Below are 20,654 nucleotides of genomic sequence, written 5' to 3'. Positions count from 1 at the left end.
CGGTGCTATTGCCCGGAACAGCGAGTATTAGTCCTTTTCACGCTGCTTTTTACGCCACTGCAAGGGCGAAAGGCCATGTGCGGTGCGGAATGCCTTGGAAAATGCGCTGATTTCCGTGTATCCGAGCACGGCGGAGAGCAAATTGATGTCAATGTTGGAGGCGCGCAAGTGCCAGCGTGCTGTCTCCATACGGGCATCCTGCAGCAACTGCTTGAAACCGGTGCCCTCTTGTTGCAGGTGCCGCTGCAGCGTCCGCGACGGTATACCGATCAGGCGGGAGATCTGCGTCAAGCTGTGACGCTGCGCACCCAGCGTCTGCAATATCAACGCACGTACCTGCGCGGCCAGGCTTCCCCGGTGCTTTTCCAATAGCTGCTGCGTGAACTCATCGAAGTACCGCTCGAGACTGTCCCCCGGTGTGCGCAGTGGCCGCTGCATGATGTCCGCGCTGAACACTAGGCAATCGTGGGGCTGGCCAAACTGAGGCTCTATGTGGAAGAAGTCCCGGTATTGCTGCATCGTGGACACCGGCCCCTGCCGGAAGTGTACCTGCAGCGGACGAATGTCCTCTCCCGCCAGATCCCGGATCAGCCGATACCCAGCCCCCAGGGACAGATCCCTGTATTGCGCCGCGGCTGGCGTATCACGGAAGTGGTCAAAGCGCCGTGCCAACACGCGGCCCCTCTCCACGCGGATACGCCAGTGCTCCGCCTGGTTATGCAGAGCCATATAGCGCTGCGTCACCGCCAATGCCCTGCGCAGATCCACACAATCGAGCACCAGCTTGCCCAGTGCACCGAGAATACGCACGCCCTGCATACTCGCCAAGCGCAGACCAAAATCGCTGCACTCCAGCTCTTCGGCGCAGAGATTCAACAGATTTGTCAGGGTTGCAATGGGGATCAAGAGATCCGGGCGGCGCATGCAGTCTGCCGGCAGCCCCACCCGTGCCAAGAGTGCGGCCGGGTCGCCGCCGAGACGCGGCACCAGCAGCGTAAACCCCGCCAGGGCACCGCTGCGGATCTCGTAGGTGGGCTCCATTCAAAACTCTTTGAAACAATTAACCTGCGGGCGATAGGACGCAGATCATACCGATATCGACAGCGGTATGACAGCATCCGCATCCCCAACCTGCACAGAAAATTGGCCCGGAACTTGCTGGACTCAATGCACAAACGTCATAAAAGGGGGAGGGAATCGTGGCCAACAACCACTGGTTGATGAACTCGGAAGTACTGACCTTATTGCGCAAGCTGCGCAAACGCCTGAAAGCCGAATTTGGTATTACTCTGCAATTTGCGGACTACGGATTCGAAGCTCAGCTGGCCCGGGCACGGGACAAAACCATCGACAGCGAAACCCGGCAGATGATCAGTGCGCTGGAGGCCCGCAGGGGCGCCCCCTTCACCACTGGAGAGGAAGCGCCACCGCGCCTGTACCGCGGCCACCCAATATTGCAGGAAGAGCCCCGCAAACGGGATATCTACGAACTCATCTATGGCGAGACAATGGCCGAACACTGTGCGGCCGGACAGATGGGTACGACGAAGAAAATCTACCGCGGTCAGCGGCTGGGGAACCACTGATTAGCACCTGTTGACACCGAGACCATGCAGGCGCTCCAACATGATCATAGAGCCTTCGGAAAAGTGTGAGCACTTGCCTGCAACTCTGCCGGATACTTCCATGTATCCGGCGGTTTCAAAATACCCACCCCGTCACCTGACTTGCTCATGCGGGAATGAAACACCCCCATAAGCTGGGCGATCAGAAGGTCTAATCGATCAGGCCATAGTGGTCGCGCAGTATCGCGATCAGTTCCGCTTTGGGATTTTCAGAGATCTCCAACTTTTTGCCGGTAATTTTTTCCGCGATGTCCACATAAGTTGCAGACACATCCATCAACATGGCCGCGGGCAATTCGTTGTCGCGAGCCAGGGCCTGGCGCTCGGGCATACGGTCTTTGTTGAGCAGGATATCCGGGTCCGGGAAGTGGTTGAGCAACGCCTGGCGGAAACCCTCTTTGGATTTTTCCACCACTTTGCCGTTGCGGTACTGTTCACCGTCCCAAATACGGGAGGAGTCCGGCGTTCCCACCTCATCCATATAGATCAGCTTTTCCCTGCCCTCAGCGTCGGTTACATAGCCGAATTCGAATTTGGTGTCGACGAAGATCTGATCCAGCTTCTCCAGCTCTGCGGAAATCACATCAAACCCTTCTTTCAAGAGCTGCTCGTAAAGATCGATATCGCTCTTGGAACGGAAGTTGAAGGCCGCAAAGTTCTCCTCGATATTGGTGCGGGTAATGTTCACATCATCCGCCTCCGGCACGCCGGGAATACCCTTGAGTATGCCTTTGGTGGATGGCGTGATCAGCAGTTCCGGCAGTTTCTGATCCTTCTGTAGGCCATCGGGAATTTCTATGCCGCAGAAAGTGCGCTCGCCTTTTTGGTAGGCGCGCCACATGGAACCGGTGATGTACTGGCGGGCGATGGCCTCGATCATAACCGGGCGCGCCTTTTGCACAATCCACACCAGTGGATGGGGAATATCCAGAATATGGCTGTCCGCCAGACCGCGCTCCTTGAACAACTGGAACCAGTGGTTGGAGATGGCATTCAACGCCGCGCCCTTGCCGGGCACACCGCGCATGCCGCCTTCACCCGTCCAGATGCAGTCGAAAGCAGAGATGCGGTCGGAAATCACCATGACCGCGAGGGGGGCATCCGGCGCAACCGCGTAGCCCTTCTCTTCGATCAGGCGGCGGCTGTCTTTTTCAGTCAGCCAGTAGACCGAGCGGACTTTGCCGCTGTGAACAGGTTTGTCGGTGCGGATCGGCAGATCGTCGTTGACCGCCAGTACTTTGTCGGCAAGGCTCATGGGGCATTCCTATTCGGGATGGGCCAAAAAGAAGCGCGGGATTTTAGCAAAAGCCCCGAGGTGCGGGACAGAGGAGCGCGTCAAATGGCGTTTTTCAGGACTGCTGCTGTTCATCACTGTCCAGTTCCGCGCTCTCCCTTGCCTGCCACTCAGCCTGGTGATCCGCTGTCGGCCAGGCATTTATAATCGCCTTGAGCAGGGTCGCCAGCGGTATGGCAAAAAAGACGCCCCAGAAGCCCCAAATGCCACCAAAAAAGAGAACTGCAAGGATAATAGCCACCGGGTGCAGATTGACCGCCTCGGAAAACAGAAGTGGCACCAACACATTGCCATCAAGAAGCTGAATAACACCGTAGGCGAGCATCAAATAAAAGAACTCACTGCTCCAACCCCACTGGAAAAGGCCGATAGCCGCCACCGGAATAGTCACCACCGCGGCGCCGATATAGGGAATAAGAACGCTGAGCCCTACGGCCACCGCCAGCAACAGCGCATAGTTGACGCCGAGAAGCAGGAATGCGGCGTAGCTGACCACCGCCACAATGCCAATCTCGATCACCTTGCCGCGCACATAGTTGGCCACCTGGTCGTTCATCTCGTGCCATATCTGGCGTAGCATCGGCCGCTCACTGGGTAAAAAAGACACACACCAGCGGATCAGCTTGTCCGAATCCTTCAAAAAGAAAAACACGAGAATGGGCACGACTACCGCGTAGATCAGCAAGCCGGCCAGTATCGGTAGATTGGTCAGGGAAAAGGTCAACAGCGTCTGGCCGACGGTACCCAGCTCACTACCCAGAGTGTTGAAAAGCTCATCGATCTGCTCTGCGGTAACAAGGCGGGGGTAGCGTTCCGGCAACAACAACAGCAGCTCCTGCCCCTGGTCAATCATATTAGGCAGCTCAGCGAACAGCCGCACCGACTGGCGCCATATGATCGGCAAAACCACCAGAAACAGCCCGACAATAGTGCCCACCAGCACCAGACAGGCGATACTCACCGCGAGCCAATGGGGCACCTTCCAGGATTTCAGCCGCTGTACCATTCCCTGCATCAGAAATGCAATCACCAGTGCCGCCAGTACCGGAGCCAGCACCTGCCCCAGCGTGGCCATAGCCACCAGTGCCACCAGTAACAGCAACACCAGCAGAACCACCTCTTCCTGACCGAGATAGCGGTTTATCCAGTTTTTGACGATCGTCAGCATAGACACTCTCGTTATTTGCCGACACGCAGCCAGTAACAGTAGCCATCACTACGCCGCTCGGCCTTCACTAGCGGCACACCACTCAGCTGAGCGAAGCTGTGAAAGTCGCGCCAGGAGCCTTCATCGGTAGCCAGCACCCGCACCAGCGTTCCCACCGGGTGCTCGCGCAGAGCGCGGCGCATGGCCAGTAACGGCTGGGGACAGCGCAGGCCGCGGGCATCCACGGTCACTTCCCGCTCCCGCCCGGGGCGCGGCTTGTTTTCGGCGGGGGATACTGTCATTGGGTCTGCGGTCATAGAGATTGCAAAGTGCGGCGGATTATAGCGCGGATCCCGGATGGGAATCCCCACTCTCAGAGCAGTGTATTTATGGACGGGCTTCACGGTTCTTTGCAATGCGCTGCAGAACCTTTATCTGGGGGCCTGGTCAAAACCTCGACAGTTCGACAGGGTTGCGTATAGTGTTCCGCTATTATTCTTCAAAGCAAACTGAGCAGTAAGCAGCAATGATCGACATCCATACCGTTAATCGCCGCCCACTTCGGCAGCGCTTCAGCAATGGCTTGGCGGCGCTGGGAATGGGGTTACTGCTCGGGGGAACTCCGCTCGCCGCGGCGACGGACGACGAGATCCGCCTTCCCGAACTAGGGGACAGCAGCAGTGCCCTGGTGTCCCGGGCGCGGGAGAAAGAACTCGGGCAGATGTGGCTGCGCATGTTCCGCAGCCAGGTGCGCACCTCTAACGATGCTCTGCTGCAGCAGTATGTAGAAAGAACCCTCAAAAATCTGGCCGAATACGCCCCCCTGGAAGATAAATCCCTGGATGTGGTGGTGGTCTTGAATGACACCATGAACGCCTTTGCCGTGCCTGGTGGTGTCGTTGGCGTACACACGGGGCTGTTCCTGTTTGCCGAAAACGAAGACCAGTTCGCGTCTGTACTCGCCCACGAATTGGCGCACTTGAGTCAACGCCACTACGCCCGTTCTCTCGAAGCACAGCGCAACAGCACGATTCCCACCCTGGCCGGAATGCTCGGGGCTCTGGTGCTGGCTGCCACCGCCGGTGGCGACGCCGGCATCGCGGCCATGACCGCCACCCAGGCGGCGGCGCTGGACAACCAGCTGCGTTTCTCGCGCAAAAATGAGCAGGAGGCAGACAGAATTGGAATTGAAACGCTGGCCAAGGCGGGCATGGACCCAGAGGCCGCCGGCGAAATGTTCGAGCAAATGCTGAAGGCCACCCGCTACTATCAGCGCCCGCCGGAGTTTTTGCTCACGCACCCGGTGACCGAAAAGCGTATCGCCGACGCAAAATTGCGCGCCAGCCGCATGCCGGATGTCACCCCCCGCAACGGCCGCGACTACCACCTGATGCGAGCCCGCATCCGTGTAGCCGCTGAAGCTACACCGCAACAGGCCGTAAAGCGCTTTCAGGCAGAACTCAACGGTATCAACGACAACGAGGACGCAGCCCGCTACGGCCTGGCTCTTGCGCAGATCGCCGCCGGCAAGCCCGATTCAGCGCTGGACACACTGCAACCCCTGCTGGACAAAGAGCCGGACAAGGATGCTTTCGTTCTCGCGCGCGCCGATATCGACCTGGCCCGTCAGGACTACGCCAGCGCCACCAGCCGTCTGCAGCGGGCACTGAATAAAAACCCCGGCGATCACGCCCTGATCATGGGACTCGCCAACGCCCAGTTCAAAGCCGGCAACTACTTGGCCGCGGAGCGTATCCTAGCCAAGCACAGTCGGGTGCGAAGAAAAGATCCGGCGGTCTGGTACCTACTCGCCGAGACCCACGGTCTGGCGGGAGACATTGTCGGGGTGCACGAAGCGAGAGCGGAGTACTATATTCTGAACGGCGTCTTCGACAAGGCACTGCAGCACCTGCGCCACGGTATCCGCCTGGCCAAGAATGACTACCAGACCCACGCAATTCTGGAACAGCGGATAAAGGATGTAATCAAAATGCAGGAGAAGGCAAAGGAGCTCTGAGTCCCACCGGATAAACCAAAAGAGCGGCCAGTGGCCGCTCTTTTACGATCCTCTGCGTGTCCGCCTTACGGCTTGCGAAAATCCAACATGCGCTGTAGCGGAATCATCGCGCGCCGGCCCAGTTCCGGGTCCACGAATATCTCGTTATCGCCGCGCTCCAACACCCCGCACAGGTTCTCCAGTGAATTCATCGCCATCCACGGACAGTTAGCACAGCTGCGACAGGTAGCGCCGGCACCGGCGGTGGGTGCGATGATGAGCTCCTTGTCCGGGCACTGCTGCTGCATTTTGTAGAAAATGCCTTGATCCGTGGCAACCACAAAGCGCTTCTCCGGCCGGGTTTTGGCGGCATTGATAATCTGAGAGGTCGAGCCCACCACATCCGCCAGCTCCACCACAGACGCGGGCGATTCCGGGTGTACCAACACTGCAGCATCCGGGTAGAGCGCTTTCAGGTCGAGTACCCCTTTGGCCTTAAACTCCTCGTGCACAATGCAGGAACCATCCCACAGCAGCACATCCGCCCCCGTCTCCCGCTGCACATAGCTGCCCAGGTGTTTGTCGGGTGCCCAGATAATCTTCTCGCCGCGGGAATCCAGGTAGTCCACCACATCCAGCGCAATACTGGATGTCACCACCCAATCGGCGCGCGCCTTGACCGCGGCGGAGGTATTTGCGTAGACCACGACAGTGCGATCCGGGTGCGCGTCGCAGAAAGCCGCGAACGCTTCGGGGGGACAGCCCAGATCCAGGGAGCAGGTGGCCTCCAAAGTCGGCATCAGCACCCGTTTGTTGGGAGTCAGAATCTTGGCGGTTTCCCCCATAAACTTCACCCCGGCGACAATCAGGGTGTCCGCCGGGTGCTGGGCGCCGAAACGCGCCATTTCCAGGGAATCGGAAACACAACCACCGGTCTCCTCCGCCAAGGCCTGAATCAGCGGGTCTGTGTAGTAGTGAGCCACCAGTACTGCATTCTGCTCCTTGAGCAGACGCTTAATGCGCTCGCGCCACAGTACTAATTCGTCCTCACTGTGATTGCGCACAGCCGGCTCCGCCAAGTGCGCCTGCACAAGGGCCCGGGGATCGGCATGGACGGACTCTGCGGGGGTGGATTTCTGGCTCATTACTCACTAACCACTGACGAAAAGCGCCATTATAGCGGTTTGAGGCCTGACTTTTGCACCACTTGGGAGAGAGGATCTCAGCGAACCCATCGAAAACGATATCGTCTATGCGAGAACTAGTAACGGGGAAGAAAGATGGTGGGTCGTGCTGGACTCGAACCAGCGACCAATTGGTTAAAAGCCAACTGCTCTACCAACTGAGCTAACGACCCGTTGAGACTACAGGCTCGATTTCCAATCGGAGATCGAAGCTGAAAAAAGGCTGTCAGTGACAGGCCTTGGGAAAATGGTGGGTCGTGCTGGACTCGAACCAGCGACCAATTGGTTAAAAGCCAACTGCTCTACCAACTGAGCTAACGACCCTTGGCTACCTCGCTAAAGGAGCTGCGTATCTTACGGATCTATTTCCAAAACACAATACCTGGCAGCAAAAAATCCAGAGAATTTAAGGGGTTAGGGTCCGAATCGCGCGAGCCCCGGAAATATTTTCCCAATTGGCCACTCAGCGGAGGATAAACCGCAGTGTGCACAGCTCCGGCACAACGGGGCTCAGCCGGCGTAAACCGTGGGATCGGCCAGCCCCGCCTCTGCGAATCCAGCCGCGCGCAAGCGGCAGCTGTCACAGCGGCCGCAGGCCCCGCCGTCGGGCCGCGCCTGATAGCAGGACACCGTCAGACTGTAGTCCACACCGAGTTCAGTACCGCGGCGCACAATATCTGCCTTACTCATATGCATCAGCGGCGCGCGGATACGGAGCTTGTGCCCCTCTACCCCAGCGCGGGTGGCCAGATTGGCCATTTTCTCAAAGGAATCGATATATTCTGGACGGCAATCCGGATAGCCGGAGTAGTCCACCGCATTGACGCCAACGAATATATCCCGCGCTTCCAACACCTCCGCCCACCCCAGGGCAATGGACAGAAAAACGGTATTGCGCGCGGGGACGTAGGTCACCGGAATACCGCTGGTTTCCTCTTCCGGCACGGCAATATTGTCATCCGTCAGCGCCGAGCCGCCGATAGCGCGCAAGTCGAGCTTGACCACCTTGTGTTCGCGGGCTCCCAGATCCGCCGCCACCCGCTGTGCCGCCACCAATTCAGCGCTGTGGCGCTGGCCGTAATCGAACCCCAGGGCATAGCATTCGTAACCTTCGGCACGGGCCATAGCCAACACCGTGGCGGAATCCAGGCCGCCAGAAAGCAGGACTACGGCTTTTTTTGCGGTCATAACCTTCCTCGCTGAATCTGATCGCTGTATATCGGAACTATACGCCGGGGATATCCCCCCAAAGCAATTTGTGCAGCTGCAGCTGCATACGCACCGGCAGGCCATCTTCGAGAATCCACTCGGCCAATTGGCGGGGCTGCAGCTGTTCATAGCTGGGGGAAAAAAGCACTTCCCCCACCCGCTCGTGCAGACGGTACTGGTCCAGTGTGAACCTGGCCCACTCGTAATCTTTCCGGTCGCAGATTACGAACTTAATCTGATCGCCCCTGCCCAGAGCTTGAATGTTTTCCATACGGTTGCGCTGCTGCTCTCCGGAAGCCGGCGTCTTGAGGTCCACGACGCGGGATACCCGCTTATCCACCTGCTCCACCGGCATGGCGCCGCTCGTTTCCAGGGATACCCGGTAGCCGGCATCACAGAGAGCGCTCAGCAAAGGTAGGCAGTTAGGTTGCGCCAGCGGTTCGCCACCGGTGACACAGACGTAACGCGCCGGGTAACTGTCCACCTTTTGCAAGATTTGCTCCAAAGTCATACGTTCACCGCCGTAAAACGCGTACTCGGAGTCACAGTAGGTACAGCGCAGGGGGCAGCCGGTCAGGCGAACGAATACCGAGGGCAGGCCGGACTCCCGTGCCTCCCCTTGAAGGGAGTAGAAAATTTCACTGATGCGCAGTGATTCTGTAGAGAGATCGGGCATATTCACCACAGATAAAAAAAACGCCCGGGCGGCTTATGCCGCCCGGGCGCGGGATCATAGAGCTTTCGTGCTCAAAAAACCAGCGGAGGACCAGCTACTCGTCAGAAGTTCTCTTCCAGGTAGCGCTTTGCCAGGCCCGAGGCCCGGGCATCGCTCGCAGCCACCTGCTCTAAGAGTTCGCGGGCCTTTTCCTGTTCCCCCATCTGATGGTAGACGGTACCCAATTTGTAGCGCCCATCCCACACCTTGGTGGAATTCGGGTAGCCATCAAGTAGTGCGACAAACCACTGGCGCGCCTCTTCCAGGTTGCCCTGCACCAGCGCTATCTCGCCCAGCCAATAGTTGGCATTGGGCGCATACTTGCCGTTCGGGTAGTCCTTCAGCAGACGCTTGAACTCGGCACTGGCCCCGTCGTAGTCGCCGCTGCGGGCCAGACCAAAGCTCGCTTGGTAGCGGTCGTGCTCGTCCCCACTGGCCGCCACCGCCGGTGCGGGAGCGGCCGTGCCGGTACCTCCGGGGCTGTTTTCGGCGCCCTGATCCTCCGGCGGCTGCTCGGCAGGCTGAGTGCCCGCAAGACGGGCAATACGCCGGTCCAAATCCATATAGTCATTGGTGCGCTGTTGTTTCAGGCGCTTGACTTCATGGCGCAGTTCTTCCACCGCTCCGCGCAGCGTCTGGACTTCCTGCTGCAATACCTGCATCTGGTAGTAGGCATCAGCCTGGCTCCCAGCCTGCGCCTGACGCTGGGGGGACACCGGCGCACGCACCAACTGCGTATTACCGGAGATCGGCGCGGGGTAAGTGGCCACATCAGACGAGGATGAGTCCGGATACGCAGGCGCCGATTGCCGGTCACTGTCACTGGACAGGTCGACAATCGGCGCCTGGGAAAATACGGGCGATGCCGCAGCCAGCATGGCTGCGGCAATCGCAATACTTCTAATCGTTAAGGCCATTGGCATCCATTGGCGATTAGTTGATCTCTACACGACGGTTCATCGCACGGGCACTTTCACTGGAGCCGGGTACAGCCGGGCGCTCTTCACCGTAGCTGATCACTTCCAGGTTAGCGGCATCTACACCCTGCAGAACCAGGAAATCGCGCACGGCGTTGGCGCGGCGCTCACCCAGAGCCAGGTTGTATTCGCGAGTACCCAACTCATCAGCGTGACCCTCGAGGCGCACCTGAGTGCTGGTTCCGCGCAGACGCTCGGCGTGCTGAATCAGCAAATCACGGGTCTCGGGTTTCAACAGGGACTGATCGAAGTCAAAGTAGACTACATTGTCCAGCGGTGCCACTGTTTCGGTAACAGGAGCTTCAACCACCGGCTCCGGAGTCTGGTCAACCACCTCCTGCTGCTGTCCGCTGGTTTCGGTATCGGTGCTGGAACAACCGCTCATTACCGCCAGAACAAAGGCCAGACCCAGGCCGGTTTTTACTGATTTCAACATAAGCTACTCCGCTTTTAGTGTTATCAAAAGATCCAGTAAGACGCTTGCTTATCGCACTACACGCCCGCCAAAACTGGTTTGGTGGGCAGTTTCTTCAACAAAGCAAAGATCAATCAAAGTAAGGCGACCACGCCGGCTCCCGCACGTCACCCCGCTGGGACGGCAGGCTGTACTTCACGCCGGCATCCAATGATACCGCCGCCAGAATACCTTTACTCCCCCGCTTGGTGGCGTACATCAGCATCGCACCGTTGGGCGCTACGCTGGGGGATTCATCCAGGGTCGTCTCTGTGAGGACACGCATTCTGCCGGTATTGATATCCATCGTCGCAATCGTGAACACCCCCCTGCTGCGATGTACCATTACCAGCGTTTTCCCGTCGGGAGACACACGCGGCCGAGCGTTATAGTCACCGTCGAAGGTTAAGCGGTCTACTTGACCAGTGGCAAGAGTCAATTGGTAAATTTGTGGCTTACCTCCCCTATCCGAAGTGAACACCAGCGATTTGCCGTCTGGCATCCAATTCGGCTCGGTATCAATGGCGAAGTGCCGGGTCATACGGGTGAACTTGCCGCTAATCAAATCCAGGACATAAATCTCCGGATTGCCGTCCTTGGAGAGGACCATGGCCATTTTGGTTCCATCCGGAGACCAACTGGGAGAACTGTTGAGTCCTTTGAAGTTGGTCAATTGCTGACGCGCGCCAGTGCGCAGGTTTTCCCGGAAGATAGCCGGGCGCCCGGTTTCAAAAGAGACATAGGCTACCTCTTGGCCATTCGGCGACCACATGGGCGACATCACCGGTGCGTTGAAGCGTCGGATCTCACGCGCCCGCGCGCCGTCGATATCCGCCCGCATCAGTGCGTAGCTGGGCCGTCCGCCGCGGGTCTGCTCCAGCACATAGATCATTTCCGTGGAGAAGGCGCCGCGGATACCGGTAATCGCCTCGAAGATTTCATCCGCCGCGCGGTGGGCGATATCCCTCAGCTGCTGGCTGCCGCCACTGACCTGCTTGGTGAACATCTTGTTCTGGCCGAAGATATTCACCAAATCAAAGGTGAGCAGGTAGCCCTGCGCCTGGGGCTCTATGCGGCCGGTTACCACATATTCCGTACCCAATATGCGCCAATCGCGGAAAATCACCTCTTCCGGTGTCTTGGGAAAGGACAGCATGTCCTCCTGGGGCACCGGTGCGAAGAGGCCGCTGCGGCGCAGGTCCGCGGAAATAATGCCGGATACATCCTCAGGCAAGACACCGCTGCCGGACCAGTTAAAAGGTGACACCGCGATCGGGGTCGGGTCCTGGCTTCCGCGGGTAATTTCCACCACCAGCTGCGCCTGAGCAACGGCAGCGAACAGCCAGCTGGTAACGGCACAGGTCAACATCAAGGTCAGTCTTCTCATCATTGGCGCAAGCCTTCGACTCTGAATATCAATTGTGTTGTGCGTATCTGGCGCTCGAATAGCGCCGGTTCCTCCCGGGCCACCTCAGCGACCTCGGGGAATACTTCCACTTTGCGCACCGCGGTGAGCACCGCGCGGTCCAGAGCGGCGTTGCCACTGCTCTTGACGATATTAGCGGCGACCACACGACCAGTGGGCACAAAGTTAATTTTCACTTCCGTCACCATCCCATTGCGCGCGCTGGGGGGCCAGCTGAGCACCGATTCGATGCGCTGCTGGATCGCCTGGGCCACGGACATCACTGCCTGGGTGTCCTCGCGCGCTTCGAGCAGCTCTTCCTCTTCCTCGAGCGCCTCTTCAAAAGCGCTCTGGCGCTCGCGCTCCAACTGTTCACGGCGCTCTTTTTCCTTGCGCTCCCGTTCCTTGCGCTCTTTTTCGCGCTGGGCCTCCTCGGCCTTCTTCTTGCGCTCGGCCTCTTCCTTTTTCTTGCGCTCCAGAGCTGCGCGGCGCTTCTTCTCCGCTTCTGCTTTGCGCTGGCGTTCCAGTTCCCGCTGGCGGCGCTGCTCGCGCAGATCCACCTTGGGCGGCGCGGCCTTTTTCGGTGTCAACGCCTCCGCGCTGATCAGCTTGGCCTGCACAAATTGCGGCATCGGCTTGCGCTCGGGTTCCCTGGCTTCCCAGCCGAAGCTGAGCACCGCAATCAGCAGCCCGTGGAAGAGCAAGCTGATAACAACCGGTAGAAAATAGGAGCTGGCGTTATTCATGCAGTCCTATTCCTGCGGCGGCTCGGTCACCAGGCCCACGCTGGGGGCGCCGGCCTGCTGCAAGTGGGTCATGGCGCTGACGATCAAACCGTATTTCGCGTCCGTATCCCCCCACACAAGTACTGGCGTGTCGGGTTTTTGACGCAAAACCTTAGCCACAGTTTCCTTGATCTCCGCCAGCGGCTTGGGGGCCTTTTCATCTTCCCCCAGATTTAAATAGTAGGTGCCGTCGGCGCGCACAGATACGATCAAAGGTTCCTCGTCGGTGTCCTCAATGGGCGCCGAGGGGGCGTCCGGCAAATCCACTTTGACGCCCTGCATCAGCAGGGGTGCGGTGACCATGAAGACGATCAGCAGTACCAGCATCACGTCTATGTAGGGCACGACATTGATCTCGGAGACCAGTTTGCGCTTGCCGCCCTTGCGAAAAACACTCATGGGTTCGCCTATCCGCTCAGCTTGCGTGCACTTTGCGGTGCAGGATCGAGGAGAACTCCTCGGCAAAGGTCTCGTAACTGGACAGCAACCATTCTGCCTTGGCCGAGTAGCGGTTATACGCCATTACCGCGGGGATGGCCGCGAACAGGCCCATGGCTGTGGCCACCAGGGCCTCGGAAATCCCGGGCGCGACCGTGGCAATAGTGGCCTGGTGCATGGTGGCCAGGCCGCGGAAGGAATTCATAATGCCCCAAACGGTACCGAAGAGGCCGATATAGGGACTCACCGAGCCGACAGTCGCCAAAAACGGCAGGTTCATCTCCACTTTCTCCTGTTCCCGCGACATGGCAACCCGCATGGCCCGCTCGGTGCCCTCCATCACCGCTTCGGGGCTGCTTCGCCCCTGCTGCCGCAACCGGGTGAACTCGGTGAAGCCGGCACGGAACAGGGATTCTACGCCGTCGGTCCTGCCGCGTTCAGCGCGGGCATTGCCCTCGCGGAAGAGCTGATTTAGGTCCGCGCCGGACCAGAATCGGCGCTCGAAAGTAGTCAGTGCTTTTTTCGCGCGGGAGAGGTAGAGCCCGCGCTGGATAATCATTACCCAGGAAACCACCGAGGCCAGCAACAGAAGCAACATCACCAGTTGCACCAGCAGGCTGGCATTCTGTATCAGCCCCCAGAGGGAAAGTTGTTCACCGGCGTTCATCTTTTAAATAGCTGCCTTTAATGCTGAATAAATGGGTTCGGGAAGCGCACAGGGCTTGCGGGTGTCATCCGATACGCAAGCGACTTTGACCACACCCTCGCAAATAATTTCATCGTCGCGCCAGATCTTCTGTTCGAAGGTCACCGCGGCGCGCCCCAGTTTGCCAATCGCTGCCGTGGCCCGCAACGTGTCGTCCAGGCGCGCCGAGCGCCGGTACTGTATTTCCGCAGAGTGCACCACCAGTAACAGCCCCCGCTCAGGCATGGCCGGCTTATCATAGCCGAGGGAGCGGACCAGTTCTGTGCGCGCGCGCTCCATATACTTCAGATAATTGACGTAGTAAACGATTCCACCCGCATCCGTGTCTTCGATATAAACGCGGATGGGGATACTAAAAGCTTCTTTCACCCCTATTCCTTACAAAATACTGATTGCACCGAAGAGCCACTCTTTATTTGCTGGCCGGCTTGGGAATTCCAAAATGCTCATAGGCAAGCCCGGTTACCACCCGTCCGCGTGGTGTGCGGGCAATATAGCCCTGCTGAATCAAATAGGGCTCGAGCACGTCCTCAATGGTATCCCGCTCTTCACTGACTGCCGCGGCCAGGCTGTCGATCCCCACTGGCCCCCCGTCGAACTTCTCGATCATGGCCAGCAGCATGCGCCGGTCGAGCTGATCGAACCCCCGCGCGTCCACGTTGAGCATATTCAGAGCGGCGTCGGCAATGGCGGCATCGACACTGCCGTCACCCTTCACCTCGGCGTAGTCCCGCACCCGGCGCAGCAAGCGGTTGGCAATACGCGGCGTGCCGCGGGCGCGGCGCGCGACTTCGAGTGCGCCGCCCTTATTAATTTCCACGCCCATTAGTCCAGCGGAGCGCTGCACAATGCTGGTCAGGTCTTCGACGCTGTAGAACTCCAGCCGCTGTACGATACCGAAACGATCCCGCAGCGGCGAGGTGAGCAGCCCCGCGCGGGTGGTTGCTCCCACCAGAGTGAAGGGCGGCAGGTCCAACTTAATTGAACGCGCGGCCGGCCCCTCGCCGATCATAATATCCAGCTGATAGTCCTCCATCGCCGGATAGAGCACCTCTTCCACATGGGGACTGAGGCGGTGTATCTCGTCGATAAAAAGTACGTCGCCGGGTTCCAGGTTGGTCATCAGCGCAGCCAGATCCCCCGCCTTCTCCAGCACCGGGCCGGAAGTGGTCTTGATGGCCACCCCCATCTCGGCGGCAATGATGTTGGCGAGCGTCGTCTTTCCAAGGCCCGGCGGGCCGAACACCAGGGTGTGGTCCAGGGCTTCACCGCGTAATTTGGCGGCCTGAATGAAGATTTCCATCTGCTCCCGTACCACCGGCTGGCCGACATAGTCCGCCAGCGTCTTGGGGCGCACAGCGCGGTCGTACTGCTCTTCCTGGCCGGCAGGCCCTAGAGGTTCGGGAGTAATGAGGCGGTCGGCGTGAATCACGGCAACCTCCCCGGCCACGGGCGGCAATGCAAACGCGACCGCCTGCAATTCTTCCCCCGGCACACTGCTTCACTTGGCATTTCGCTGTCACCTTTGCGCATGATTGCCACGGATTTCCATTACGCCGGCGCGATACTTTTCAGCGCCAGGCGAATGAGGGTGGCGCTGTCTGCATCCGGCTGCGCCTTGCTTGCGCGGGCCACCATCTTGGAGGCTTCGGTTGGTTTGTAGCCGAGCGCGGCGAGGGCGCTCTCCGCCTCGGCAAGGTGATCGACTTTCGGCGCGGCCGCGGCCATCAGCGGTATATCGTTGACCTCCCCTGGGTGCGGCGCCAGCTTGTCTCGCAGTTCGACAATCAAGCGCTCGGCAGTCTTTTTACCCACGCCGGGCACTTTGACCAAGGCGGCCACATTGTCCTCCGCCACACAGCGGGAAAGAGCGGCGGCATCGAGGCCAGACAAGATCGCCAGGGCCATCTTCGGCCCCACACCGTTGACTTTGATCAGCGTCCGAAACAACTGGCGGTCCGCTTCGCGGAGAAAGCCATACAGAGTTTGAGCAGTTTCCGAGACCGCCAGATGGGTGTGCAACTGGACCTGTTGTCCCTGTGGGGGCAGTTCGAAAACAGTGGTCATAGGCGCGAGCACTTCATAGCCCACCCCCTGTACATCCACCAGTAGCAGTGGCGGTTGCACTGCGGCCAGAGTGCCGCTCAGTCTTCCTATCATTCGCTTCTCACTCCGAGGCAAGGGCACTGCCATCCGCCCCGCGTCTGTCTATCGAATCGTTAATCTACCGCGGCGGAAGCTGGTGCGGGCGCCGCCAGCGGTCTGAACCAAGGTCTGCATGGTATGCATATGGCAAAGCGCCACGGCCAGCGCATCGGCGGCGTCTTCTTGCGGCGCGGCCGGCAGTGACAACAGGGTTTTCACCATATGTTGCACCTGAAGCTTGTCCGCCGCCCCGGTGCCCACCACCGCCTGCTTCACTTTGCGCGCCTCGTACTCGGCCACCGGCAGACCCGCATTGGCGGCGGCAACAATAGCCGCGCCCCGCGCCTGCCCCAGCTTCAGGGCCGAACCGGCACTCTTGGACATAAACACGTTTTCAATCGCCATCTGTTCGGGCCGGTATTGCCCGGCGATCTGACTGACGGCATCGAAGATCAGTTTGAGGCGTTCCGGCAGCGCGCCGTCCGGTATCCGGATCACGCCGCTGGCGACGTAGACAGCCTTACCTCGCTGTATGTCGATCAAGCCGTAACCGGTTTTGCGCGAGCCGGGATCTATGCCCAGGATTCGGGTCAAGGGCAACTCCCTTGGTTTTGTCTATCTATTTCTATGGTGGCGGGAGTGTCCCAAGGTGGGGGGAAGGCGTCAAGGAAAGGGCGGGCACAAGGCCCGCCTGCAGCGCAGTAATCTGATACGCGGATCAGGCCAACGCTTCCATCACCTCGGAGGGAATGTCGGCATTGGTATAGACGTTCTGCACGTCGTCCAGGTCTTCCAACATATCCACCAGTGCCATAACCTTCTCGGCACCATCCTTGTCCAGCGGCACCGTTGTGGAGGGGATCATCGCAACCTCGGCATTGTCAGGCTTGAAGCCGGCTTCGGTCAGCGCATCCTTCACCGACATATAGTCCTGGAATTCGGTGGTGACCTCAATGCTGCCGTCGTCGTTGGTCTCGATATCTTCGGCACCCGCCTCCAGAGCGGCCTCCATCAGTGCCTCCTCATCCACCCCAGCCTCATAGTAAAGCTGCCCCTTGCGGGAGAAGAGGTAGGCCACCGAGCCATCGGTGCCCAGGTTGCCACCGCGCTTGGAGAAGGCGTGACGCACTTCGGCAACAGTGCGGTTGCGATTGTCGGTCAGGCACTCCACCAGGATGGCGACACCTCCGGCACCGTAGCCCTCGTAAGTCACCGCCTCGTAGTTGTCTCCTTCGGCGTTGCCGGCACCGCGGGCGATGGCCTTTTCGATGGTATCTTTTTTCATATTCGCGCCCAGCGCCTTGTCGACAGCGGCGCGCAGAGCCGGGTTGTCATCCGGGTTTGGGCCAGCCTTGGCGGCCACGGTCAGTTCGCGAATAATCTTGGTGAAAACTTTACCGCGCTTTGCGTCCTGGGCCGCTTTGCGGTGTTTGATATTGGCCCATTTACTATGTCCGGCCATTGCTCGTCTCTCTTTAATCAGTTTGCAGGATGGGCTGAGGAGCGCAGCGACATGCCCATCGGTTAAACTTGATGGGCACGATCCCGCATCGGGTAACGGGAAAGCAGAAAACCGCTGTACCGCTTTCTGCCTGCGCTTTGCCCATCCTACAAAAGATCAGCCGACCTGCTCTTCCTTCCGGCGCAGACGGATATTCAGTTCGCGCAGCTGCTTGGCCTCCACGGCACCCGGTGCATCTGTCATCACACAAGCTGCTGTCTGGGTTTTGGGGAAGGCGATGACGTCGCGGATAGAATCGCTGCCGGTCATCAGCATCACCAGGCGATCGAGCCCGAAAGCCAATCCACCGTGGGGCGGCGCACCGAACTTGAGGGCGTCGAGCAGGAAGCCAAACTTCTCGCGCTGCTCGCGCTCGTCGATACCGAGAATGCGGAACACCGCCTGCTGCATCGCCTGGTCGTGGATGCGCACGGAACCGCCTCCCAGCTCGGTGCCGTTGAGGACCATGTCGTAGGCCCTGGACAGGGCGCCCAGCGGGTTTGCCTCCAGCTCCTCTGGAGTGCAGGAGGGCGCGGTAAAGGGGTGGTGCAAGGCCGTCAGACCACCATCGTCCTCTTCCTCGAACATGGGGAATGCCACCACCCACAGAGGGGCCCAGTCGCAGGTGTAGAGATTCAGATCGGCGCCCAGTTTGCAGCGCAGCGCGCCCAGGGATTCAGAAACAACCTTGGCAGTATCCGCACCGAAGAAAATTAAATCGCCGCTCTCCGCTTCGACCCGGTCGAGAATCGCCGCACGCACATCAAGGGGCAGGAACTTAACGATCGGCGACTGCAAACCGTTCTCCAGGTCCGACTTGTCGTTGACCTTGATATAAGCCAGCCCTTTGGCACCGTAAATGCCGACGAACTTGCCGTAATCATCAATCTGCTTGCGGGTGAGCTTGTCGTTGCCACCGGGCACTTTGAGGGCGGCGACGCGGCCTTTGGGATCGTTGGCGGGACCGGAGAAGACCTTGAACTCGACTTCTGTCATCAGGTCCTTAATCTCGACCATCTCCAGCGGAATGCGCAGGTCGGGCTTGTCGGAGCCGTAGCGCAGCATGGCCTGGTAGTGGCTCATGCGCGGGAATTCCCCCAGCTCCACGCCCAACAGTTCTTGGAACAGCTTGCGCACCATGCCCTCGGTAATGGACATGATGGTCTCTTCATCGATGAAAGAGGCCTCTATATCAATCTGGGTGAATTCCGGCTGGCGGTCAGCGCGCAGGTCTTCGTCGCGGAAACACTTGGCAATCTGGTAGTAGCGGTCGAAACCGGAAACCATCAGCAACTGCTTAAACAGTTGCGGTGATTGCGGCAGGGCGAAAAACTTGCCCTCGTGGGTGCGGCTGGGCACCAGATAATCGCGGGCGCCCTCGGGAGTGGCGCGAGTGAGAATCGGGGTTTCGATATCCAGGAAGCCCTGCGCATCCAGATAGTTGCGGATGGCGGTAGTCAGCTTGGAGCGAAAGCGCAGATTGCGCTGCATCTCGCTGCGGCGCAGATCCAGATAGCGGTACTTGAGGCGCACATCCTCGCCCACCGCGGTGTGTTCATCCAGCTGGAAAGGAACGGTTTCCGCGCTGTTCAATATTTCCAGCTCAGTGCCGTAAACCTCCACCTCGCCGGTGTCCATATTCGGGTTTACCGTTGCTTCCGAGCGGGCGCGCACACGGCCGGTCACTTTCAGCACATACTCGCCGCGCACCCGGTCCGCCTGTTCAAAGTGTTCGCCGGCATCCGGATCGAACACCACCTGCACTATGCCATCGCGATCACGCAGGTCGATAAAAATTACTCCGCCGTGATCACGGCGGCGGTCGACCCAGCCGCAGAGGGTTACTACGCGGTCTATATCCGCGGAACGCAGGGCGCCACAGTAGTCAGTGCGCATGGATGTCTATTCCCGTAGTCGTTAAATGAATTTGAGGGCCGCCACACGGCGACCCGGAGGACTCAACCGGTCTTGGACTTGTCTCCACCGGCCTTTTCGCCACTGGATTTGGCCCCATTGGCCGCGTCGCCAGCCAGATTCTTCTTGCTGCCGGTTTTGAAGTCCGTCTCGTACCAACCGCCCCCCTTGAGGCGGAAACCGGCAGCGGAGATCTTCTTGCGCAGCTCCGCCTTGCCACAGGCGGCGCAATCGGTCAGCGGGGCATCACTCATGCGCTGCAGCGCTTCCATCTCGTGGCCGCAGGCATTGCACTGGTATTCGTAAATAGGCATTGCTCAGTACCGGATGGTTTAAGGGGCGCAGATTATACATGAGGCCCATAGCGGGAAGAAGCTGCGGCCTCAATCGGCAAGGCGCACCCCCAAAGTCGGCGCAGACATGGGATCTCAACCGCAGATCGGTAAAAAAAACACTATTTTTTTCCTGCTTTTCCACTGCGCGGGAACAAAAACTATATATACTTCCCCTCAGCACCCGTCGCGCCCCCCTTTCAGATGGGCGCGCCGGGCGTAAGAACACATTTTCATCGGAAAAAACGAATAGAAGGAAGCTACTAATGGCAGCACGCAAGAAAGCCACAGCAGCTAAGAAAGCCCCCGCCAAGAAAGCCACAGCCAGCAAGGCACCCGCCAAGAAGGCCGCGGTCAAGAAAATCACCGCCGTAAAGGAGAAGTACACCAAAACCCAGATCCTGAACCAGATTGCAGAGAACACCGAACTCACCCGCAAACAGGTTCAGTCCGTTCTGGACGAGCTGGCCGACGTGATTCACGCCCACATCAAAAAGCGTGCGGTCGGCGAGTTCGCCCTGCCCGGCCTGCTGAAAATCACCACTGTGAAGAAGCCCGCCCGCAAGGCGCGCAAGGGCATCAACCCTTTCACCGGCGAGGAAACCGTATTCAAGGCCAAACCCGCCAGCATTCAAGTGAAAGTCCGCCCGCTGAAAAAGCTCAAGGAAATGGCCGAGTCCTGATTCGCGCCACCTTGAGAAACCCCGCTGCGGCGGGGTTTTTTGTTGCTTGGCGCAAAGCGTCCTCCGCAAACACCACGGACCTATCTTTGGTCCCCAGCGCCGGGCATTTAGCGTAAAATGTCGCCCTCCAAAGCAACACAACCA

The 20,654-nt window shown here is 59.1% G+C and carries 23 protein-coding genes and 2 tRNA genes; 3 read left to right on the top strand and 22 right to left on the bottom strand.

What is annotated here, in order from left to right:
* Window positions 1–27 precede the first annotated feature (27 nt).
* Window positions 28–1,041, bottom strand: a complete 1,014-nt coding sequence (locus A3224_RS03465; RefSeq protein WP_067151532.1) for an AraC family transcriptional regulator — start codon at window positions 1,039–1,041, stop codon at window positions 28–30.
* A gap of 158 nt (window positions 1,042–1,199) precedes the next feature.
* On the opposite strand from A3224_RS03465, the gene A3224_RS03460 reads away from it, so the two are divergent.
* On the top strand, window positions 1,200–1,586 hold the full coding sequence (locus A3224_RS03460) for a hypothetical protein (RefSeq protein WP_156481417.1): 387 nt from the start codon (window positions 1,200–1,202) through the stop codon (window positions 1,584–1,586).
* Between the two features lie 190 nt (window positions 1,587–1,776).
* Here the strand turns inward: A3224_RS03460 and A3224_RS03455 are convergent, their stop codons facing one another.
* From A3224_RS03455 to A3224_RS03445, 3 genes are all read right to left on the bottom strand, one after another.
* Window positions 1,777–2,880, bottom strand: a complete 1,104-nt coding sequence (locus A3224_RS03455; RefSeq protein WP_067151527.1) for a phosphoribosylaminoimidazolesuccinocarboxamide synthase — start codon at window positions 2,878–2,880, stop codon at window positions 1,777–1,779.
* A 94-nt stretch (window positions 2,881–2,974) separates the two neighbouring features.
* Window positions 2,975–4,087 carry an AI-2E family transporter gene (locus A3224_RS03450; RefSeq protein WP_067151524.1) on the bottom strand — a complete coding sequence of 371 codons (1,113 nt, stop codon included), beginning with the start codon at window positions 4,085–4,087 and terminating at the stop codon, window positions 2,975–2,977.
* An 11-nt stretch (window positions 4,088–4,098) separates the two neighbouring features.
* A complete protein-coding gene (locus A3224_RS03445; protein ID WP_067151521.1) occupies window positions 4,099–4,368 on the bottom strand; it encodes a sulfurtransferase TusA family protein in 270 nt (89 codons plus the stop codon).
* Window positions 4,369–4,592: 224 nt separating this feature from the next.
* Between A3224_RS03445 and A3224_RS03440 the strand changes: the two genes are divergently transcribed.
* Window positions 4,593–6,083, top strand: a complete 1,491-nt coding sequence (locus A3224_RS03440; protein ID WP_067151518.1) for a M48 family metalloprotease — start codon at window positions 4,593–4,595, stop codon at window positions 6,081–6,083.
* Between the two features lie 65 nt (window positions 6,084–6,148).
* Here the strand turns inward: A3224_RS03440 and nadA are convergent, their stop codons facing one another.
* The 18 genes from nadA to A3224_RS03350 all read right to left on the bottom strand — a co-directional run bounded on the left by nadA (window position 6,149) and on the right by A3224_RS03350 (window position 19,809).
* Window positions 6,149–7,207, bottom strand: coding sequence for a quinolinate synthase NadA (gene nadA, locus A3224_RS03435; protein ID WP_067151515.1), 1,059 nt, complete (start codon window positions 7,205–7,207; stop codon window positions 6,149–6,151).
* Window positions 7,208–7,343: 136 nt separating this feature from the next.
* A tRNA-Lys gene (locus tag A3224_RS03430) sits at window positions 7,344–7,419 on the bottom strand.
* 75 nt (window positions 7,420–7,494) lie between these two features.
* Window positions 7,495–7,570: transfer RNA gene (locus tag A3224_RS03425), tRNA-Lys, on the bottom strand.
* Window positions 7,571–7,756: 186 nt separating this feature from the next.
* Window positions 7,757–8,434 carry a 7-cyano-7-deazaguanine synthase QueC gene (queC, locus tag A3224_RS03420; RefSeq protein ID WP_067151513.1) on the bottom strand — a complete coding sequence of 226 codons (678 nt, stop codon included), beginning with the start codon at window positions 8,432–8,434 and terminating at the stop codon, window positions 7,757–7,759.
* A 37-nt stretch (window positions 8,435–8,471) separates the two neighbouring features.
* A complete protein-coding gene (gene queE / locus A3224_RS03415) occupies window positions 8,472–9,131 on the bottom strand; it encodes a 7-carboxy-7-deazaguanine synthase QueE (protein ID WP_067157375.1) in 660 nt (219 codons plus the stop codon).
* Window positions 9,132–9,232: 101 nt separating this feature from the next.
* Window positions 9,233–10,087, bottom strand: a complete 855-nt coding sequence (ybgF, locus tag A3224_RS03410) for a tol-pal system protein YbgF (RefSeq protein WP_067151510.1) — start codon at window positions 10,085–10,087, stop codon at window positions 9,233–9,235.
* Between the two features lie 16 nt (window positions 10,088–10,103).
* Window positions 10,104–10,583, bottom strand: coding sequence for an OmpA family protein (locus A3224_RS03405; RefSeq protein WP_067151507.1), 480 nt, complete (start codon window positions 10,581–10,583; stop codon window positions 10,104–10,106).
* 109 nt (window positions 10,584–10,692) lie between these two features.
* On the bottom strand, window positions 10,693–11,988 hold the full coding sequence (gene tolB, locus A3224_RS03400) for a Tol-Pal system beta propeller repeat protein TolB (RefSeq protein ID WP_407939290.1): 1,296 nt from the start codon (window positions 11,986–11,988) through the stop codon (window positions 10,693–10,695).
* Window positions 11,988–12,752 (bottom strand): cell envelope integrity protein TolA, encoded by a 765-nt coding sequence (tolA, locus tag A3224_RS03395; protein WP_067151498.1) that lies wholly within the window; start codon window positions 12,750–12,752, stop codon window positions 11,988–11,990. Before tolA ends, tolB begins: the two co-directional genes overlap by 1 nt.
* Before the next feature lie 6 nt (window positions 12,753–12,758).
* A complete protein-coding gene (gene tolR, locus A3224_RS03390; protein WP_067151496.1) occupies window positions 12,759–13,190 on the bottom strand; it encodes a protein TolR in 432 nt (143 codons plus the stop codon).
* Between the two features lie 16 nt (window positions 13,191–13,206).
* The gene (gene tolQ, locus A3224_RS03385; RefSeq protein WP_067151494.1) at window positions 13,207–13,896 is read right to left on the bottom strand and encodes a protein TolQ; all 690 of its coding nucleotides are present in this window, start codon (window positions 13,894–13,896) and stop codon (window positions 13,207–13,209) included.
* A gap of 3 nt (window positions 13,897–13,899) precedes the next feature.
* Window positions 13,900–14,304: a tol-pal system-associated acyl-CoA thioesterase gene (gene ybgC, locus A3224_RS03380; RefSeq protein WP_067151492.1), complete on the bottom strand. Its 405-nt coding sequence runs from the start codon at window positions 14,302–14,304 to the stop codon at window positions 13,900–13,902.
* 43 nt (window positions 14,305–14,347) lie between these two features.
* Window positions 14,348–15,367 (bottom strand): Holliday junction branch migration DNA helicase RuvB, encoded by a 1,020-nt coding sequence (gene ruvB / locus A3224_RS03375; protein WP_067157372.1) that lies wholly within the window; start codon window positions 15,365–15,367, stop codon window positions 14,348–14,350.
* Between the two features lie 119 nt (window positions 15,368–15,486).
* Window positions 15,487–16,095, bottom strand: coding sequence for a Holliday junction branch migration protein RuvA (gene ruvA, locus A3224_RS03370; RefSeq protein ID WP_067151489.1), 609 nt, complete (start codon window positions 16,093–16,095; stop codon window positions 15,487–15,489).
* Between the two features lie 48 nt (window positions 16,096–16,143).
* The gene (ruvC, locus tag A3224_RS03365; RefSeq protein WP_175487797.1) at window positions 16,144–16,674 is read right to left on the bottom strand and encodes a crossover junction endodeoxyribonuclease RuvC; all 531 of its coding nucleotides are present in this window, start codon (window positions 16,672–16,674) and stop codon (window positions 16,144–16,146) included.
* A gap of 124 nt (window positions 16,675–16,798) precedes the next feature.
* A complete protein-coding gene (locus A3224_RS03360) occupies window positions 16,799–17,542 on the bottom strand; it encodes a YebC/PmpR family DNA-binding transcriptional regulator (RefSeq protein WP_067151483.1) in 744 nt (247 codons plus the stop codon).
* Window positions 17,543–17,698: 156 nt separating this feature from the next.
* On the bottom strand, window positions 17,699–19,477 hold the full coding sequence (aspS, locus tag A3224_RS03355) for an aspartate--tRNA ligase (protein WP_067151480.1): 1,779 nt from the start codon (window positions 19,475–19,477) through the stop codon (window positions 17,699–17,701).
* A gap of 62 nt (window positions 19,478–19,539) precedes the next feature.
* A complete protein-coding gene (locus tag A3224_RS03350; protein ID WP_067151476.1) occupies window positions 19,540–19,809 on the bottom strand; it encodes an FmdB family zinc ribbon protein in 270 nt (89 codons plus the stop codon).
* 284 nt (window positions 19,810–20,093) lie between these two features.
* Here A3224_RS03350 and A3224_RS03345 point away from each other — a divergent pair, with 284 nt between their 5' ends.
* Window positions 20,094–20,510 carry an HU family DNA-binding protein gene (locus A3224_RS03345; RefSeq protein ID WP_067151473.1) on the top strand — a complete coding sequence of 139 codons (417 nt, stop codon included), beginning with the start codon at window positions 20,094–20,096 and terminating at the stop codon, window positions 20,508–20,510.
* The last annotated feature ends 144 nt before the right edge of the window (window positions 20,511–20,654 follow it).

The organism is Microbulbifer thermotolerans (genome assembly GCF_001617625.1).
Taxonomy (GTDB): Bacteria; Pseudomonadota; Gammaproteobacteria; order Pseudomonadales; family Cellvibrionaceae; genus Microbulbifer; species Microbulbifer thermotolerans.
The sequence above is the reverse complement of the archived record's forward strand: the minus strand, read 5'-3'. Positions and strand labels throughout refer to the sequence as shown.

Coding starts and splice junctions, on each gene's coding strand:
- A3224_RS03465 (WP_067151532.1), bottom strand. CDS start 1,041: ATGGAGCCCACCTACGAGATCCGCAGCGGTGCCCTGGCGGGGTTTACG.
- A3224_RS03455 (WP_067151527.1), bottom strand. CDS start 2,880: ATGAGCCTTGCCGACAAAGTACTGGCGGTCAACGACGATCTGCCGATC.
- A3224_RS03450 (WP_067151524.1), bottom strand. CDS start 4,087: ATGCTGACGATCGTCAAAAACTGGATAAACCGCTATCTCGGTCAGGAA.
- A3224_RS03445 (WP_067151521.1), bottom strand. CDS start 4,368: ATGACAGTATCCCCCGCCGAAAACAAGCCGCGCCCCGGGCGGGAGCGG.
- A3224_RS03440 (WP_067151518.1), top strand. CDS start 4,593: ATGATCGACATCCATACCGTTAATCGCCGCCCACTTCGGCAGCGCTTC.
- nadA (WP_067151515.1), bottom strand. CDS start 7,207: ATGAGCCAGAAATCCACCCCCGCAGAGTCCGTCCATGCCGATCCCCGG.
- queC (WP_067151513.1), bottom strand. CDS start 8,434: ATGACCGCAAAAAAAGCCGTAGTCCTGCTTTCTGGCGGCCTGGATTCC.
- queE (WP_067157375.1), bottom strand. CDS start 9,131: ATGCCCGATCTCTCTACAGAATCACTGCGCATCAGTGAAATTTTCTAC.
- ybgF (WP_067151510.1), bottom strand. CDS start 10,087: ATGGCCTTAACGATTAGAAGTATTGCGATTGCCGCAGCCATGCTGGCT.
- A3224_RS03405 (WP_067151507.1), bottom strand. CDS start 10,583: ATGTTGAAATCAGTAAAAACCGGCCTGGGTCTGGCCTTTGTTCTGGCG.
- tolB (WP_407939290.1), bottom strand. CDS start 11,988: ATGAGAAGACTGACCTTGATGTTGACCTGTGCCGTTACCAGCTGGCTG.
- tolA (WP_067151498.1), bottom strand. CDS start 12,752: ATGAATAACGCCAGCTCCTATTTTCTACCGGTTGTTATCAGCTTGCTC.
- tolR (WP_067151496.1), bottom strand. CDS start 13,190: ATGAGTGTTTTTCGCAAGGGCGGCAAGCGCAAACTGGTCTCCGAGATC.
- tolQ (WP_067151494.1), bottom strand. CDS start 13,896: ATGAACGCCGGTGAACAACTTTCCCTCTGGGGGCTGATACAGAATGCC.
- ruvA (WP_067151489.1), bottom strand. CDS start 16,095: ATGATAGGAAGACTGAGCGGCACTCTGGCCGCAGTGCAACCGCCACTG.
- A3224_RS03360 (WP_067151483.1), bottom strand. CDS start 17,542: ATGGCCGGACATAGTAAATGGGCCAATATCAAACACCGCAAAGCGGCC.
- aspS (WP_067151480.1), bottom strand. CDS start 19,477: ATGCGCACTGACTACTGTGGCGCCCTGCGTTCCGCGGATATAGACCGC.
- A3224_RS03350 (WP_067151476.1), bottom strand. CDS start 19,809: ATGCCTATTTACGAATACCAGTGCAATGCCTGCGGCCACGAGATGGAA.
- A3224_RS03345 (WP_067151473.1), top strand. CDS start 20,094: ATGGCAGCACGCAAGAAAGCCACAGCAGCTAAGAAAGCCCCCGCCAAG.